The following is a 15,615-nucleotide window of genomic DNA, read 5'->3' on the forward strand; positions in this document are numbered from 1 at the left end:
CTGGAGGGATTAGGATGGCTAAACCGCTCGATGTGGATGAACTTTGGACGAAACGCATCCTTCAAAGTGTCAACGGACTCGAATACGGTACGGTGCAGATCGTCGTGCATGACGGACGAATCGTGCAAATCGAACGTACGGAACGCAAACGTTTTGAATCGGATTCGGCATCCCAGCGCCATCTGCCCGAACAAAAACAACATAAGCGCACCCTTTGATGCGAACGGGTCCACCGAACCGCTGGAGACCTCCCGAACTGCATGGCATATTTGCCGTGCGTTCGCCGGAGGTCTCTTTCTTTATTCGCTTCAAAATGATCAAAAGGAGTGTATGACTATGGCACGACTTGTTATTATTTCCGGCAGTCCATCCCCGGCTTCCCGGCTGAACGGTGTACTGCAGTCGATTGAATCGGTGCTGCAGCAGGAAGGGCTGCGTCCGGAGTGGATTCGCGTCCACGAGCTGCCGCCCGAGGATTTGGTGTACACCAGGTTCGACAGTCCCATCATTATTGCGGCCAACCGGCTCATCGAGCAGGCAAACGCCGTCGTCGTGGTGACTCCGATCTACAAAGCGGCCTATACCGGCGTGTTGAAAGCTTTTCTGGATCTGATTCCGCAGCGGGGACTTGAAGGCAAAGTGATCCTGCCGGTTGCTATCGGCGGTTCGGCCGGGCACCTGCTGGCGATCGATTATGCGTTGAAGCCGGTGCTGTCGGCGCTCGGGGCGCGCAATCAGCTGCAAGGCGTGTACGCGTTGGATACGCAGGTGAAGCCCAAGGAGGAAGGCGGATTCGAGGTGGCCGAGGAGCTGGAGGCACGGCTTCGCCAGTCCGCGCTGGATTTTACGCGCGAAGCGCGGTTGTATGCGGAACGGACCGTCCGGGGCCAGGGAGCCGTCGTATGAGACGGAAGCTGGGGGCGAGGCCATTCGCATTGGCTTTGCTGGCGGTTCTACTGGTGGCCGTTGCAGCCAGCTGCGCGACGGCGGCCAAGTCCGGACTGGGCGGAACCACGGGAGCTGCCGGCGAGAAGGATGAAAAAGCGAAGCAGGTGCGGATCGGCTACCAGAAATACGGTACCGTGAACTTTCTGAAGGCGCAAGGGAAGCTTGATCGGAAGCTACAAGAGGCGGGCTACGCGGTGACGTGGACGGAGTTTCCCGGCGGTCCGCAGTTGCTTGAGGCGCTCAATGTAGGCAGCATCGATTTCGGGCATACGGGCGAAGCGCCCCCGATTTTCGCGCAGGCGGCCGGAGCGCCCTTGGTTTATTTGGCGTATGAACAGGCTAGACCGGCCAGCGAAGCGATTGTTGTGCCCGAAGCGTCCCCAATTCAAAGCATCAAAGATTTGAAGGATAAAAAGGTCGCCTTAAACAAAGGGTCCAACGTTCATTATCTGCTCGTAAAGCTGCTTGAGCAAGCCGGTTTGAGCTATTCCGACGTTCGAACGGTGTTTCTGCCTCCGGCCGACGCCAGAGTCGCATTCGAGCGGGGCAGCGTGGACGCTTGGGTCATCTGGGACCCGTATTTCGCCGCTGTGCAGACGTCCGCCAAGGCAAGAGTATTGGCGGATGGAAAAGACGTGGTGTCCAACCACGAGTATTATTTGGCATCTCGCCCGTTTGCCGAGCGGAATAAAGAGATCACCGCCGTCCTGCTGGAGGAATTGAACAAGGCCGGTGCTTGGGCGAAGGCAAATCCGCAGGAGGTGGCGCAGCTCTTGTCGCCGCAGCTCGGCATCGATATTCCGTCGCTGGAGCTCGCCATGGGAAGGCGCGAATACGGCTTGCTGCCGATTAACGGGCAAGTGATCGCCGAGCAGCAGCGCGTGGCGGATACGTTTCTGCAAATCGGGCTGATCCCCAAAGCAATCAAGGTGAGCGAAGCGTTGTTAGACTCGTAACAACAACCCGGAAAGGATGACGGACGATGGAAGTGTTCTGGTTTATCCCGACGCACGGAGACGGACGCTACTTGGGCACGCGGAAGGGAGCCCGCGCCGTTGATTTTTCCTATATGAGTCAAATCGCCCAGGCGGCCGACCGGCTCGGATACGGGGGCGTGCTGCTGCCGACCGGGAAATCGTGCGAAGACGCATGGATCGTCGCCTCGGCGCTCGTTCCGCAGACCAAGCGTCTCAAGTTTCTGGTGGCCATCCGCCCGGGACTGATGTCGCCGATGCTGTCGGCTCGCATGGCCGCCACGCTGGACCGTCTATCCGGCGGGAGGCTGTTGATCAACGTGGTCACCGGCGGCGACCCGGTCGAAAATGCCGGCGACGGCTTGTTCCTCGATCATACGTCGCGCTATGAGCTGACGGACGAATTTTTGCACATATGGCGGAAGGGGCTGGAGGGCGGGGAAGTCACCTTCGAGGGTGACTATTTAACCGTCAAAGGCGGTACGCTACTATATCCATCGCTCCAAAAGCCGCATCCTCCGCTTTATTTCGGCGGGTCCTCCGACATCGCCCAGTCGATTGCAGCGGAGCATATCGACGTGTACTTGACTTGGGGCGAACCGCCGGCCCAGGTCGAGGCCAAAATCAAGCGCGTGCGCAAGCTGGCCGAAGCGAAGGGACGGCAGGTGAGGTTCGGCATCCGGCTCCACGTCATCGTCCGGGAGACGGAGCGGGAGGCTTGGAGCGCAGCCGAAGAGCTGATCCGCTATGTGGATGACGAGACGATCGCGCAAGCGCAAAAGGTGTTCGCCCGTTTCGACTCCGTTGGGCAGCGCCGGATGGCGGAGCTGCACAGCGGGAAGCGCGAGGAGCTGGAGATCAGCCCGAATCTGTGGGCCGGAATCGGTCTGGTGCGCGGCGGAGCCGGAACGGCGCTCGTCGGCGACCCGGAGACGGTGGCGGCCCGGATGAAGCAATATGCGGAGCTGGGCATCGACACATTCATTTTATCCGGCTACCCGCATCTGGAAGAGGCCTACCGGATGGCGGAACTGGTGTTCCCGCTGCTGCCGTTGAAGCGCGTTCCGGCGAGGAGCTCCGACGAATCGGAAGCCGCAGCGGCCGGCGTTTCCTCGGCAAGTCCGTTCGGCGAAATAATCGCCAACAACAACCTGCCGACGAAGCAAGACCCCTTATTTGTCAAAGAAAACGAGGTGCAAGCCGATGAAGGCCGCATTCCGCGACTCGCACACTAAAGGCTGGCTGCCTTGGCTCGTCCCGGTCGCCATTGTGCTGATATGGCAGCTGCTCGGACAGACCGGCTTCATCTCGACACGCATTTTGCCGACGCCTTTGCAGGTCATTCAGGCATTCATTCCGCTTGCCGAAAACGGTACGCTGCTTCAGCATATCGGGATCAGCGCGAAGCGGGCATTGCTCGGCTTTGCCGTTGGCGGGGGGATTGGCTTGGCGCTCGGACTCGCGAATGGGGTGTCACCGCTGCTGGAAAAGCTGACCGACTCGTCCATGCAGATGATCCGCACCATCCCGCATTTGGCCCTTATTCCGCTCGTCATTCTATGGTTTGGCATCGGAGAGGAGGCGAAGCTGTTTCTGGTTGCATTGGGCTGTGCTTTTCCGGTTTACCTGAATACGTTTCACGGCATCCGCTCCGTCGATCCGGGCTTGATTGAAATGGGCAAAGTGTATGGTTTGCAGGGCCTCCCGCTGTTCTGGCAGGTCATCCTTCCCGGCGCGCTTCCCAGCATTCTGGTCGGGGTGCGTTACGCGCTTGGCATCATGTGGATCACGCTGATCGTCGCCGAGACGATCTCCGCCGATTCGGGCATCGGCTATATGGCGATGCATGCGCGGGAATTCATGCAGATGGACGTCGTGGTGCTCAGTATCATCATCTACGCGTTACTTGGGAAGCTGTCGGATGCGCTGGCCAAAGAGCTTGAGCGGCGCTGGCTGCAGTGGCATCCGAATTTTAAGAAAGCCTGACCTTGAACCGAAGGAGGGTTCCGTATGAGTGCAAGACAAGGCGGCATCCGGCTGAATATCCGCCGTGTGACCAAGCGGTTCGGAGATCGTGCCGTACTGAAAGAGATTACGCTCGATTTGAACGCGGGCGAGTTTGTGGCCGTCGTCGGCCGGAGCGGCTGCGGGAAAAGTACGCTGCTCCGGCTCGTGGGCGGATTGGAAACGGCCGACGAAGGCACCGTGCTGTTGGACGGGAGGGAGCTTGAAGGAATCGACCCCGACACGAGGCTGCTGTTCCAGGAAGCCCGGCTGCTTCCATGGAAAAAAGTGCTGGCGAACGTGCAGATCGGCGAGAAGACGGGGGACCGGGCGAAGGCGCGCGAAGCGCTTCGCTTGGTCGGCTTGGAGGAGCGGGCCGACGAATGGCCCGGAGTATTGTCCGGCGGACAGAAGCAGCGAATCGCGCTCGCCCGGGCGCTGGCCGGCGCTCCGCGCCTGCTGCTGCTTGACGAGCCGCTGGGTGCGCTTGATGCGCTCACCCGCATCGAAATGCAGCGGCTGCTCGAACGGCTGTGGCTGGAACAGGGGTTCTCCGCCGTTCTCGTCACGCACGATGTCAGCGAAGCCGTCGCGCTGGCCGACCGGGTCGTGCTCATCGAGGACGGCGCGGTTGCTCTGAACATCCCGATATCTTTAGCCCGTCCGCGGGAGCGAGACAGCGGCTTTGCCCATTACGAAAAGGTAATTCTGGATCGTGTGATGGGATCGGAGCTGGAGAGGGCTCCCTCCGGCGTTCCGGCGCTGAGACCGGACTATTCGTTCACCATTTAAGGAAAAAACAAGGAGTGAATGCGAATGCTTACCCATATCTCTCTTTCCGGGCAGTTCGATGAGGCTGACGTGCTTCAGCTTCCCGATCATCGGTTCGTCACGCATTGCTTTGAATGCTATGGCCTCAATCGGGGCATTTACAATACGATTGACGAGTGGCTGTACCGATTCGGCGTGCGGGATATTGTCCATCGCCGTCAGGCCGTCCTGGCCTTTCTGGCCTCGCTGCAGCCGCCGGATCGGACGAAAGGAACGTATCTGAAATTCGGCAAGGGCGGCTTGACCAAGCAGCTGTTCGATTTTATGACGAAGCCCAAGCTCGTTGGATAAGCGTCGTCCCCGCCGCACCGTGGCCGTTGAGTAAGAGACTCAACGGCTTTTTGCCGTTGCCGCCTCCACTTGCGCGGGCTTAATCGCGAACAGCGCAACGAACCCCCCGACGAGTACGGTGCCTGCAAGCAGCCCGAACAGTACGGCCGACGGCCATTTGATTCCGACGGAGATGAATGGGGGCCCGGCGGCCACTCCGATAAAGCGCATGCTGCTGTACACCGCGCTCACCGTCCCTCGCTGCTCCTTCTTGATTCCTTCCGTAATCAAAGCGTCCAGACACGGGAGAGCGATGCCGATTCCGATGCCGCCAAGGCCGACCCAGACAAACAACAGCCAGAGTCGGGTTATGCTGGACAACGCCATACAGACAAGCGCCGCTCCTAGAAGAACGAGCCCGGCCACCGTTAGCCATTTCATCCGCGGTTTGTTTTCCCCGATCGCTTTGCCGGCCAGAAAGGACGCCAGACATAAAGCGGATAAAGGCACAGCGAGCAGGCAGCCTTTGACCAGTCCCTGAATTCCGAATCGCTCTTCCAACGTTTCTGACAAGTAGAACAGGATGCCGAACAAGACGAACATCGCAATGACCCCGACGACAAATATGGCGGCCAGCCACCGTCCCTCGTTGCGGGCGATCGTTCTCAGCATGGCGGCAAAGCTGCGGAAGCTCGTGTCTTGCTTGCTCTCGGATTTCGGTGTCCGGACCAGACATGCGACCAGCAAAACAGAAACGAGACACAGCGCCGGAATCGCGTAAAAGACGGCGGTCCAAGTCCATAGTGCAAGCAGCGAGCCTATAATTGGACTGAGCACTTTGCCGAACGTATTTGAGGTTTCGATCATCCCAAGCCCGCTGCTGACGTCGCTTTCTTTTTGGAACATGTCACCTACGAGCGGCATGACGATCGGAGCGGCTCCCGCAGCGCCGATTCCTTGGATGAACCGGCCTGCCAGGATGAGGGGGTAGGCCGCATTCTGACTGAGCCAAGGCGCAAGCGCGCAGAGCAATCCACCCGCTCCGGCGACCAAGAGGCTGGGAATGATGATTTTTTTGCGTCCGAAGCGGTCCGACAAATAGCCGGCAATCGGAATCAGTACGATGGCGACGACGGAATATACTGTGATCAGCAGGCTGATTTGAAGGGAGGTCACGTGCAGCGTGCGTTCTAAAGCAGGTAATATGGGAATAAGCATGGAATTGCCTAAGGTCATGATAAGCGGAATGGAGGAAACCGCAGCCAGATCCCAAGTTTTTTTAGCTTCCAAGCCTGTCGAACCACCTTTCCGGGAGAGAGGATTAGGTCTTTGGGATGAAAAGGAAGCCTCCGGCGGTCCGGTCGACATACGAATGTTATTTTGTGCCATATTTCCTAGTTCTATTCCATGTTTATTCATTGCCGGACCGGATACGTGATTGTAAAAGCGAGAGGTCTATTATATAATGTACAGGTTAAAGAGAAAGGAGATTTGACCAGTGACTAAAAACAAAGCCATTATCTTCATGCTCCTCTGCTTTACGCTGATCGTATCCGCATGCGGCACGAAGCCTGCAGCTACGACCGCCGACAAGCCGGCAACCGGGGGAGATGCGGCCGCAACGACACCGGCGTCCAAGGACTCCAAGCTTGAACAAATCAAAAAAGCGGGCAAAATCGTATTAGGCACGAGCGCCGACTATCCGCCGTACGAGTTCCACAAGGAAATCAACAAGAAGGATGAAATCATCGGCTTCGATATCGAGATCGCCAAAGAGATTGCTAAGGACCTCGGCGTTACCCTGGAAATCAAAGATATGAAATACGAAGGTCTGCTTGCCGCTCTGGATTCCGGCAACATCGACTTCATTCTCGCCGGCATGACGCCGACGGAAGAACGCAAGAAGAACGTGGATTTCTCCAAAATCTACTACACGGCTATCCAACGCGTGGCTGTCCGCGCGGAGGACAAAGATAAATACAAGTCCATCGACGATCTGAAAGGCAAAAAAGTCGCCGGTCAGAAGGGTGCGACGCAAGAAAAAATCATTAAAGAGCAAATGCCAGCCTCCGAGCTGAAGGCGCTCGGCAAAATTTCCGATCTGATGCTGGAGCTGAAAAACAAAAAAGTCGAAGCTCTCGTCGTCGAGCAGCCGGTAGCCGAAGCTTACTTGAGCAAAAACAAAGATTTGGTGCTTGCGGACATTAAGCTGAGTACGGAAGACAGCGGATCGGCTATTGCCGTGAAAAAAGGCGGCTCTGATCTCGTGGAAGCGATGAATAAAACGTTGGACCGCTTGATGAGCGCCAAGTCCATCGATAAAATGGTAGCTGAAGCGAACGATCAAGTCGATACGCAATAAGCAAGAAGGCGGGACCGTCCGTTCCTTGCAGCACTCCGACAAAAACCTGAGCGGAATTCTCCGGCGGGTTTTTGTTCGGTTATAACGCTTCTTTAACAGAAAGGGGGGGGACGCATGGATTTTTCATTTTTATCCAAATACTACATGTTTTTTATCGACGGAGCGAAGATGACACTCATTTTGTCCATCTTCACCGTCATTTTCGGGGTGCTGCTCGGCATGGTCATTGCCTTGATGCGCATGTCCCGCTTTTGGCCGCTTAAAGCGTTCGCGGTTGCCTATATCGAGTTCATCCGCGGGACGCCGATGCTTGTGCAGCTGTACATTTTTTATTTCGGGCTGCCGAAACTGGGCATTCAATTTCCCGAGGTGCCGGGAATCGGTTCATCGTTTCCCGATATGATGGCTGCGATTATCGCGTTGTCCATCAACAGCGCCGCATATGTGGCGGAGACGTTCCGCGCGGGCATCCAGTCGATCGACAAGGGACAAATGGAAGCAGCCCGCTCCCTCGGAATGCCGCACGCGATGGCGATGCGCTTTATCATTTTGCCGCAGGCGCTGCGCAACATTCTCCCGGCGCTCGGCAACGAATTTATCGTGGTGATCAAGGAAACGTCCATCGTCTCCGTCATCGGAATCGGCGAGCTGATGTACAAAGCCGACACGGTGCGGGGCAATACGTTCCAGCCGTTTGAGCCGCTCATTCTGGCGGCGATCATTTACTTCATCATGACGTTCACGCTGACCAAGCTGCTCGGCGTTGCGGAAAGGAGGATGAAGTCCTCTGATTAAAGTAACCGGTTTACAGAAGTCGTTCGGATCTAACCATGTATTGACCGGAATCGATATCGAGATCGCGAAAGGCGAGGTCGTCGTCGTCATCGGACCGAGCGGCTCAGGCAAAAGCACGTTTCTGCGCTGCCTGAACCTTCTGGAGATGCCGACGGGAGGAGACATCGAATTCGACGGCGTGTCGCTGCTGCGCGGCAAGCACGATATCAATCAGCTGCGGCAGCGGATGGGCATGGTGTTCCAGCAGTTCAACCTGTTCCCGCATATGACCGTACAGGAGAACATCACGCTGGCGCCCCAGAAGCTGAAAAACGTCAGCAAGCCGGAAGCGGACAAGATTGCGCAGCAGCTTCTGCGGCGCATCGGGCTGGCAGACAAGGCGTCCAGCTACCCGTCGCAGTTGTCCGGCGGACAGAAGCAGCGGATCGCGATTGCTAGGGCGCTCGCGATGTCGCCGGCCGTCATGCTGTTTGACGAGCCGACCTCGGCGCTGGACCCGGAGATGGTCGGCGAGGTACTCGACGTCATGAAGGAACTGGCAGCGGAAGGCATGACGATGGTCGTCGTCACGCATGAGATGGGCTTTGCCCGGGAAGTCGGCAAGCGCCTCATCTTCATGGACGGGGGAAAGATCGTAGAGCAGGGCAATCCGGTCGACATCTTCTCGAATCCGCAGCATCCGCGGACGAAAGAGTTTTTGGCCAAGGTGCTCTAACCGCATCCTTATAAAAAAGTAAAGCCGCGAACATCCGGTTCGAATCCGGGTCGCGGCTTTTTGGCGTTTCGTTTATTCCGCAGCGTTCACGCTGCGTTCGAATTCGTCGCGGATCGACAGCAGCAGGGCAGGGTCGGCCAATACATCGTAAGCGGTGTACGCCAGCGCTTTGGCGCCGAGCAGCATGCCTTCGAAGGCCCGGGGCTGCATGGCCAGATCGCGGAATTCCTTCGTGTGCAGCAAATGCTTTTCGTCGACGACCTTGACGTACGGGTGGATCGACGGGCAATGCCGCGACACGTTCCCAAGATCGAGCGAGCCGTGGTCCTTGCCGTATTCGATCTCGTCTTCCCGGATGCCCAGACCGGCGAGATTGCAGGTAAACGTGTCCGACAAATGAGCATTAGTTATCAGTTCGTCATAGGAGTACTCGTAATTAGACCATTTCATTGTACAACCGGTTTGCAGCGCGGCGCCTTCCGCGCAGCGGATTACCTTTTGCACGGTTTCGTCCGTGTAGGGACGGTTCGCCGATCGGACATAAAACTGCGCAGCCGCGTAATCCGGAATAATGTTCGGGGCTTTGCCGCCCTCAGTGATGATGCCGTGAATCCGCGCATGGCTGCGAAGCTGCTGCCTCAGTGCGCTGATCGATTGGAACAGAAGCAGCACCGCGTCCAGCGCGTTGACGCCTTCATACGGGCTTGCCGCGGCATGTGCCGCCTTGCCGAAAAACTCGAACTGCAGCGCATCCATAGCCAGCGAACTCCCCGATTTCTCGTACGCATAGTACGGGTGAGCCATCAAGGCGAAGTCGACGTCGTCGAACAGGCCGGCGGCCGCCATATCGACCTTCCCGCCCTTCGTTTCCTCTGCCGGGGTGCCGTATACCCGAATCGTGCCGCCGAGCTGGTCGATGACGGCTTTCAGTCCGACAGCCGCTGCAAGGCCCATAACGCAGATCAGATGATGTCCGCAAGCATGTCCCAGCTCTGGCAGCGCGTCGTACTCGCACAGGAAGGCGACGGTCGGTCCCGGCTTGCTTGCGGTGTACGTCCCGAGAAACGCCGTCGGCAGCCCGGCGTAAGGGGCTTGTACGGTGAAACCGTGCTCTTTCAACGCTTCGATCAGGCGCGCCGACGCCTTCCATTCCTCGTGGCCCAGCTCGGGGTTCTCGCCGATAAACTGGGAAATCTCCGTGAACGACGAGGTGTGCAGGTCGATGGTGGAGGCAATTTGTTGTTTCATCTTCAGTTCTCCTTTACTTCTCAGTAGCATGACCTTATTATAACGAAAAAAGCGGAGCAAACAAAGAAAGACCCCGCTGCAAGGGCTTGCAGAAACGGGGTCTGGGTGTCGTTTCAAAATTCTGTTCGGTTATTGCAGGCTGCGGCGCTTGTCGATGATTTGCTCTTCAAGCTGCTTTTTAATTTTTTGAACCGCATCGACTTCCAGTTTATGATTTTGCCGGAATCGAACGCCGGTCAATGCCAAAGCCTCGTTCAAGGTCAGCTCGACGGAAATTTTTTGCTCCTGCGGCTCGCGTGCTTCATAACTCATGGTGCATCGCTCCTTCTCATTAGGGTTTGAGAGTGCATCAATAAGCTGTATTTGGCAGGGGACTTGAGTTTATTTTTCGGAAAAATCCTTAATTTTCCTTGGTTTCAATATAACATACCATGTAACATATTGCAAGTGCAGGACACAAAAAAGAGGCCCGTCCGGCCTCGGTTATTTTATCCGTTCCTGCATCCGAAGACGTTGGATGGACAAGATCAGACGATCTATTTTTTGGCTGAGCTCTACTACCCGGGGATCAACGAAACTTCCTTTTTCTTCCACGAGTAAGTAAAGCTGCATCTGCATTCGCTCCAAATGCCGTCTCAGTTCCGCTTCTTCCATCGGTTTCAGACCCCATCCTAACGATGTAAAAATAGTAAGTCCACTATCAGTCTATTATAATTCAACCTAGTTGTAAAATATGTAAATGATTGTCGAGCCGATTATTAATTTTTTTTATAGAAACCGACAGACTGTATAATCCCCTCCGGGAAGCGGTATATTACGGTCGACGGGAGGTGAGCCGAACATGGACAGCGCCAAGGCGAATACGAGAAACAATCCGAATTTCAAGGAGAACAAATTCACGGAAGAAGAGGCGGTCATGCATGCGGGTAAGGTGGCGGATCGTCCTCCGAATTTGAACGAAATTCCGAAGGAGACGAATCCTCAGTAACACAACGATTTCCGTGTAAGCGGCACGAACGGGGATGTGGCAGAGAAGTGAAAGCGAAAACGGTAAAACCCCGGAGACGGGCAGTTTTACCGTTTTTCCGCATTTGTTAAGCTTCGGCGTCGTTATTGTGCCCGATGGCCAGATTGGCGATTTCATCGTTCATTTCGTCCGGGAGGCGGGTTTTGAAATAGCCGACGACCGCTTCGACCGCTTTGTCCGCCTGTCCTTCGGTAATGCTCGCTTGCTCGGAGACGAGCTTGACCAATTGGTGCTTCACGCGTTGTTCCTCCTCTTCGGGATCTACGGGATAAGCATCTAATAGGATATGCTCCTTTATGGTTTTTATGTGGTGGAACATGTTATATTTATACAAAGACACAACAAGCCTGCAATTGCTTTGGCTCGAACAAAGGAGACATCGGACGGATGATCATCGTACGCAATCTAACCAAATCGTTCCCATCCGGGCAGCGCGTTCTGGACCGCATCAGCTTTCAGGCGGACGAAGGGGAGCTGGTCGCGCTGCTCGGCGCAAGCGGGAGCGGCAAAACGACCTTTTTCCGGTGCTTGATGCTCAAGGAAAAATGGAACGAGGGCCAGTATATTTACGACGGAAAGGATATTTCGGGCGCCGGAGTCTGGGAGAAGTTCAAATTGAACAAGCAGTGGGCCTATCTGGAGGAAAAGCCGAGCTTGAATCTGAAAAAGACGGCTTTGAAAAATGTACTCAGCGCGCTGCTGTTCAAAAAATCGTGGTGGCGCTTTTTGACGAATACCGTTTCGGAAGATGACCATATGGAAGCGATGGATTACCTCGATAAAGTAGGACTGCTCGACAAAGCGCACGAGCCGGTGGAGAAGCTGAGCGGCGGGGAGAAGCAGCGCGTCGCGATCTGCAAGGCGCTGATCAAGGAAGCCAAGGTGATATTTGCGGACGAGCCGGTGTCCGGCTTGGACCCGGAGGCAGCGAGCCTCGTCATGCAAGATTTCAAGTCCATCTGCCAGAAGCATAAGCTTCTCGTGTTTTGCAGTCTGCACCAGGTGGAGCTCGCCGAAAAATTCGGCTCGCGCATCTGGGGACTGTCGGACGGGAAGCTCGTGGTCGATATTGCGGGCCGGCGGTTGACGCAGCGGGAGAAGGAACTTATTTTTTAAATGAATCGTTACATACCAGCAATAAAGAAGGTCGGCCTAGACATCGATGTCCAGGTCGACCTTTCTTTAGTTAACCGCGGGATCGCAAGCGGCGATCCGCTTGGCGATCAATCCACCGTGCAAACGGCCGGTTTCGATAAATACCTCGTTGGCGTTCGCGCCCGAAGCGATGACACCGGCGACGAACAGCCCGGGAACGGTCGTTTCCATGGTGGCCGGATCGTACTGGGGAATCCCGTCCGACTCTGATACAACGGCCCCGGCTCCTGCCAACAGACCGCGGTCCGGACGGAAGCCGGTCAGCGCCAGGACGAAGTCGTTATCGAATTCCTCTTCGCGTCCTTCGCGAGAAACGGTGACGGACGTTTCCGAGATGCGGACGACTCGGGATTGAAACAGCATCCGAATACGGCCTTTACTGACCATGCTTTCGAAGATCGGTTTAACCCACGGCTTAATGACCGGCGAGTAGGTTTCGCCCCGATAAACGACAGTCACCTCGGCGCCTGCCCGCAGCAGCTCCATCGCGGCATCGATCGCGGAGTTGCTTCCGCCGATGATCGCGACCTTCGTGCCGGTATACGGATGAGCTTCGCGGAAGTAGTGCGTCACCTTGCTTAATTCCTCTCCCGGGATGCCGAGCATATTCGGCTGCGAGAAATAGCCGGTGGCGACAATGACATGACGTGCGGCTATCGTTGTAACTGCGCCGAAACGATTCTGCACCGTCAGCTCGAAGGTTCCTCCCGGCTGTACCGCCAGTTGGGTTGCCGTATGGTAGGGACGAATGCGCACACCGCTGCGGGCCGCCACATTCCGGTAATAATTCAAAGCTTCCAGCCGATAAGGCTTATCGTTAGGCGTCGAGAACGGGTAACCGCCGATCTCAAGCAGCTCCGGCGTGCTGAAAAACTGCATATACGTCGGATATAAGTATATCGAATGCACAACGCACTCTTTTTCGATAATGAGAGGATCGATGCCGATCTTCTGCAGCTCCAGGGCTGCCGATAGGCCGCAAGGACCCGCGCCGATAATAACAACATCTTCCATTGGAATGCTTCACCCGCTTTTTTGAATGTATGGATAGAGAGAGAATCCTGTTAATCCTCTACCCATAGTACCTTATCGGGCCGACGGATGCCAACGCTTAGTTTATTCGGGAGCCCTCGGGCTGTACGCCGGATTTTTTATCGACCTCCGTGGCCATGGAACCGTTGACAAAAACTGGCCTGCTGTCCTAGGATTAGCTTGAACGCTGTGATACGGCGGCGCGAGACTAGCCCTTTGGAGGTACGGACATGTTAAAAGGCATTCCTTCGATTCTTTCCCCCGAATTGTTCAAAATTATGATGGAAATGGGACACGGCGACGAACTGGTACTGGCTGACGCCAATTTTCCGGCAGCGAGCCATGCGCAGCGTTTGGTGCGCTGTGACGGGCACGGCGTACCCGAGCTGCTCGAAGCGATCCTGACCTTTTTTCCATTGGACGCTTATGCGGAGCATTCGGTGGCTTTAATGGCCGTCGTTCCCGGCGATCCGGTGAAGCCGGTCATCTGGGACGAATATCGTGCGATTGTGAAGAAGCACGCGTCCGAAGCCGCCGAGCCTGCATTTGTGGAGCGGTTTGCGTTCTATGAGCGCGCCAAACAATCGTATGCCGTCGTTGCGACGGGCGAAGGGGCGTTGTATGCGAACATCGTGCTCAAAAAAGGCGTCGTCAAGCCATAACGCCAATCATAATCCGTCCCGGAATCTCATAGATTAAGACTACGAATCTATGACTATGATTTCCGATGAAATGGGGATGCGCCGATGATAGCCGTTCTGAGAAACCGTCTGGCCCGCGGAAACGAACGTCAGCTCCAGCTTTTGCTTGCGGGATTTTTGCTTGGCAATTTAATTGCCGTCATTTTGTCCGCCTATTGGACAACCCCTCGGGAAAAGCCGGCTCTCGTTCATTATACATACGCCACGTATGCGGCGGCGAACGGAGTGAAGCTGCATGCGATGCGGACGGCTCCCGACAATATCGAGCTGAAGCACATCGTGACCAACGTGACTGCGACGGCCGATTACGGGATTAACGGAGGCTTTTTCTGGAACGGCGACCTGCTCAGCATTGCTGTTGTCAACGGCAAGCCGCTGAAGGGCGAACCCCACGATTACGGCTCCGGTTGGTACAACATCGATTATCCGAAAGGGACGCTCGTCTGGGACGAAGTGACGCGGTCGTTCTCCGTGCAGGTAGCGCTGGAGGCCGGGGAGCTGAAAATGACCGATCCGAACCGCTACTGGGCGCAAGGCGGGGTCAGCATGTCTCTTGGGGCGGAGGAGCGCTGGATTGAGCAGGCGAAGAAGGAGGACATGCCGGTTTTTGACGAGCCGAGGCTGCGCTCGGGAGCGGTGTTCGACCGGCAGCAGAACCTATGGCTGCTCGTATCGGACAAGCCGTGCACCGTCGAGCAATTCCGTCGGGCGGTGCTTGAAACGGTCGCCCCGGGTCAACTGGTCGACGGCGTTTTTCTGGACGGCGACGGCTCCTCGCAGATGCAGAACGGACAAGTCCGTCTTAAGGGGGACTCCCGGGAAGTGTATCAGATGCTGGCGCTCAAGTCGAAGTAAAGATGGCCGTGGGAAAGTCGATTTCCTGCGGCATTGATTTTTATTTGCATAATAAGGAAAATAGAGGAAAATAAAACGAAACTTTTACGCGTATGATGCGTATTACGATTTGAGGACATAACCCTAGACGGTCAGGAGGGAAGGACATGCTTGGAGTGTATTGGGGGCTGCTGATTACCGGCGTCCTATTCGCCTTGGTGACGGTGCTGCTCGGCGATTTGCTCAGCAACGCGCTGGACGGGATGTTCGATTTCATGTCCGGCGACGTGCTTCACTGGCTGCAGCCGATGGTGCTCTTTAGCGCGATTACGGTGCTCGGCGGGGCCGGGGTGCTGCTGACGGGCTATACGTCTTTGGTCGCGGGGGCGGTCTTTGTCCTATCTCTGCTGGCCGCAGCCGCATCTGCCGTTCTGATTTACTTTGTTTACGTGAAGCCAATGGAGAGAACCGAAAATTCCGTCGCCTTCTCGATGCAGGATCTGGTCGGCCGCATCGGCGAGGTGACCGTGCCCATCCCCGCGCGGGGCAGCGGCGAGGTCGTGATGCGGATCGGCGGCGGCGTGACGAATCAAATTGCGGAAAGCTTCGACGGGACGGAGATTGCGGCAGGTCTTAAGGTTGTGACGGTGGAAGTGAAGGACGGCGCACTGCTGGTGTCTTGTCTGGACTCCAATCATTAATTACTTATCGAAGGAGCG

The 15,615-nt window shown here is 56.2% G+C and carries 21 protein-coding genes; 15 read left to right on the top strand and 6 right to left on the bottom strand.

What is annotated here, in order from left to right:
• Positions 1-14: 14 nt before the first annotated feature.
• From ET33_RS19960 to ET33_RS19990, 7 genes are all read left to right on the top strand, one after another.
• Positions 15-218, top strand: coding sequence for a YezD family protein (locus ET33_RS19960; protein ID WP_036685727.1), 204 nt, complete (start codon positions 15-17; stop codon positions 216-218).
• 118 nt (positions 219-336) lie between these two features.
• On the top strand, positions 337-906 hold the full coding sequence (gene ssuE, locus ET33_RS19965) for an NADPH-dependent FMN reductase (protein ID WP_051775455.1): 570 nt from the start codon (positions 337-339) through the stop codon (positions 904-906).
• Positions 903-1,904, top strand: coding sequence for a sulfonate ABC transporter substrate-binding protein (locus tag ET33_RS19970; protein WP_051775456.1), 1,002 nt, complete (start codon positions 903-905; stop codon positions 1,902-1,904). Before ssuE ends, ET33_RS19970 begins: the two co-directional genes overlap by 4 nt.
• 26 nt (positions 1,905-1,930) lie before the next feature.
• Entirely contained in the window at positions 1,931-3,157 is a 1,227-nt protein-coding gene (ssuD, locus tag ET33_RS19975) for an FMNH2-dependent alkanesulfonate monooxygenase (protein ID WP_036685730.1), read from the top strand.
• Positions 3,126-3,908 carry an aliphatic sulfonate ABC transporter permease SsuC gene (gene ssuC, locus ET33_RS19980; RefSeq protein ID WP_036685733.1) on the top strand — a complete coding sequence of 261 codons (783 nt, stop codon included), beginning with the start codon at positions 3,126-3,128 and terminating at the stop codon, positions 3,906-3,908. The genes ssuD and ssuC overlap by 32 nt, the downstream gene beginning before the upstream one ends.
• A gap of 24 nt (positions 3,909-3,932) precedes the next feature.
• Positions 3,933-4,718: an ATP-binding cassette domain-containing protein gene (locus ET33_RS19985; protein WP_036685736.1), complete on the top strand. Its 786-nt coding sequence runs from the start codon at positions 3,933-3,935 to the stop codon at positions 4,716-4,718.
• Positions 4,719-4,742: 24 nt separating this feature from the next.
• Complete coding sequence (locus ET33_RS19990) at positions 4,743-5,048, top strand: hypothetical protein (RefSeq protein ID WP_036685738.1); 306 nt, start codon at positions 4,743-4,745, stop codon at positions 5,046-5,048.
• Between the two features lie 39 nt (positions 5,049-5,087).
• Here ET33_RS19990 and ET33_RS19995 read toward each other — a convergent pair whose 3' ends face one another.
• On the bottom strand, positions 5,088-6,263 hold the full coding sequence (locus tag ET33_RS19995) for an MFS transporter (RefSeq protein WP_407668109.1): 1,176 nt from the start codon (positions 6,261-6,263) through the stop codon (positions 5,088-5,090).
• Positions 6,264-6,525: 262 nt separating this feature from the next.
• On the opposite strand from ET33_RS19995, the gene ET33_RS20000 reads away from it, so the two are divergent.
• From ET33_RS20000 to ET33_RS20010, 3 genes are all read left to right on the top strand, one after another.
• Positions 6,526-7,389 (top strand): transporter substrate-binding domain-containing protein, encoded by an 864-nt coding sequence (locus ET33_RS20000; protein WP_036685746.1) that lies wholly within the window; start codon positions 6,526-6,528, stop codon positions 7,387-7,389.
• 114 nt (positions 7,390-7,503) lie between these two features.
• Positions 7,504-8,184, top strand: a complete 681-nt coding sequence (locus ET33_RS20005) for an amino acid ABC transporter permease (protein WP_036685750.1) — start codon at positions 7,504-7,506, stop codon at positions 8,182-8,184.
• Positions 8,177-8,899: an amino acid ABC transporter ATP-binding protein gene (locus ET33_RS20010; protein ID WP_036685752.1), complete on the top strand. Its 723-nt coding sequence runs from the start codon at positions 8,177-8,179 to the stop codon at positions 8,897-8,899. Before ET33_RS20005 ends, ET33_RS20010 begins: the two co-directional genes overlap by 8 nt.
• A 72-nt stretch (positions 8,900-8,971) precedes the next feature.
• On the opposite strand, the gene ET33_RS20015 is transcribed toward ET33_RS20010, so the two are convergent.
• From ET33_RS20015 to ET33_RS37565, 3 genes are all read right to left on the bottom strand, one after another.
• On the bottom strand, positions 8,972-10,147 hold the full coding sequence (locus ET33_RS20015; RefSeq protein ID WP_036685754.1) for a M20 family metallopeptidase: 1,176 nt from the start codon (positions 10,145-10,147) through the stop codon (positions 8,972-8,974).
• Positions 10,148-10,276: 129 nt separating this feature from the next.
• Positions 10,277-10,459: a hypothetical protein gene (locus tag ET33_RS20020; RefSeq protein WP_010495355.1), complete on the bottom strand. Its 183-nt coding sequence runs from the start codon at positions 10,457-10,459 to the stop codon at positions 10,277-10,279.
• A gap of 171 nt (positions 10,460-10,630) precedes the next feature.
• On the bottom strand, positions 10,631-10,801 hold the full coding sequence (locus ET33_RS37565; protein ID WP_081890397.1) for an aspartyl-phosphate phosphatase Spo0E family protein: 171 nt from the start codon (positions 10,799-10,801) through the stop codon (positions 10,631-10,633).
• 187 nt (positions 10,802-10,988) lie between these two features.
• Here ET33_RS37565 and ET33_RS39295 point away from each other — a divergent pair, with 187 nt between their 5' ends.
• On the top strand, positions 10,989-11,135 hold the full coding sequence (locus ET33_RS39295; protein WP_167336439.1) for a hypothetical protein: 147 nt from the start codon (positions 10,989-10,991) through the stop codon (positions 11,133-11,135).
• Between the two features lie 106 nt (positions 11,136-11,241).
• Here ET33_RS39295 and ET33_RS39300 read toward each other — a convergent pair whose 3' ends face one another.
• A complete protein-coding gene (locus ET33_RS39300; RefSeq protein ID WP_167336440.1) occupies positions 11,242-11,412 on the bottom strand; it encodes a hypothetical protein in 171 nt (56 codons plus the stop codon).
• A 149-nt stretch (positions 11,413-11,561) separates the two neighbouring features.
• Here ET33_RS39300 and ET33_RS20025 point away from each other — a divergent pair, with 149 nt between their 5' ends.
• Entirely contained in the window at positions 11,562-12,290 is a 729-nt protein-coding gene (locus tag ET33_RS20025) for a phosphonate ABC transporter ATP-binding protein (RefSeq protein ID WP_036685757.1), read from the top strand.
• Positions 12,291-12,356: 66 nt separating this feature from the next.
• On the opposite strand, the gene ET33_RS20030 is transcribed toward ET33_RS20025, so the two are convergent.
• Positions 12,357-13,343: a YpdA family putative bacillithiol disulfide reductase gene (locus ET33_RS20030; RefSeq protein ID WP_036685759.1), complete on the bottom strand. Its 987-nt coding sequence runs from the start codon at positions 13,341-13,343 to the stop codon at positions 12,357-12,359.
• Positions 13,344-13,591: 248 nt separating this feature from the next.
• Between ET33_RS20030 and fucU the strand changes: the two genes are divergently transcribed.
• The 3 genes from fucU (at position 13,592) to ET33_RS20045 (ending at position 15,597) form a co-directional block, all read left to right on the top strand.
• Positions 13,592-14,023: an L-fucose mutarotase gene (fucU, locus tag ET33_RS20035; protein WP_036685764.1), complete on the top strand. Its 432-nt coding sequence runs from the start codon at positions 13,592-13,594 to the stop codon at positions 14,021-14,023.
• Between the two features lie 84 nt (positions 14,024-14,107).
• Positions 14,108-14,917: a hypothetical protein gene (locus ET33_RS20040; protein ID WP_036685767.1), complete on the top strand. Its 810-nt coding sequence runs from the start codon at positions 14,108-14,110 to the stop codon at positions 14,915-14,917.
• A gap of 146 nt (positions 14,918-15,063) precedes the next feature.
• Positions 15,064-15,597: a hypothetical protein gene (locus ET33_RS20045; RefSeq protein ID WP_025849531.1), complete on the top strand. Its 534-nt coding sequence runs from the start codon at positions 15,064-15,066 to the stop codon at positions 15,595-15,597.
• Positions 15,598-15,615: the final 18 nt, after the last annotated feature.

The organism is Paenibacillus tyrphae (assembly GCF_000722545.1).
Lineage (GTDB): Bacteria > Bacillota > Bacilli > Paenibacillales > NBRC-103111 > Paenibacillus_G > Paenibacillus_G tyrfis.